Origin of the sequence: Psychroserpens mesophilus (assembly GCF_050617655.1) — a bacterium.
In the GTDB taxonomy this organism is placed as follows: Bacteria; Bacteroidota; Bacteroidia; order Flavobacteriales; family Flavobacteriaceae; genus Psychroserpens; species Psychroserpens mesophilus_A.
This window is the reverse complement of the sequence record NZ_JBODQC010000072.1, coordinates 1-363: the sequence shown is the minus strand read 5'-3', so window position 1 is coordinate 363 and position 363 is coordinate 1. Positions and strand designations below refer to the sequence as shown.

Annotated in this window: 1 protein-coding gene; it reads right to left on the bottom strand. The window is 56.7% G+C overall.

The features are described from left to right. On the bottom strand, positions 1 to 363 hold a 363-nt coding region (locus ACRHNM_RS16380), incomplete at both ends, for a TolC family protein (protein ID WP_431137704.1).

The following is a 363-nucleotide window of genomic DNA, read 5'->3' as shown; positions in this document are numbered from 1 at the left end:
GAACTGATTCTCCAATTTGGTCACCTGGGCCTCCGTATCGTATTGTGCCGACTGGGCCGTAAATAGCTCGCTTTGCGCTTTGGCGACCTTGTCCTGATACTCGGCCTGAATGCGCCCCACCTCCATCCGGGCGTCCAACAACTCATTCTTGCTCGCCAGCAACTTGTTTTCCGCCGATATGAGCTTCGCCTGCGCCTCCTGGAGCTTGAGCCGTTTCTCTTCCACATCCGTGACTGCCTTGAGACCTTCCTCCTCGAGGGTACTGGTCCGGTCGTACTGCCGCTGGGCAATGGAAATCCCTGTACGGGCAGCCTCCAGGTCAATACTGTCGCTCTTGACTTTTAACCGGGCCTGCATGAGCTT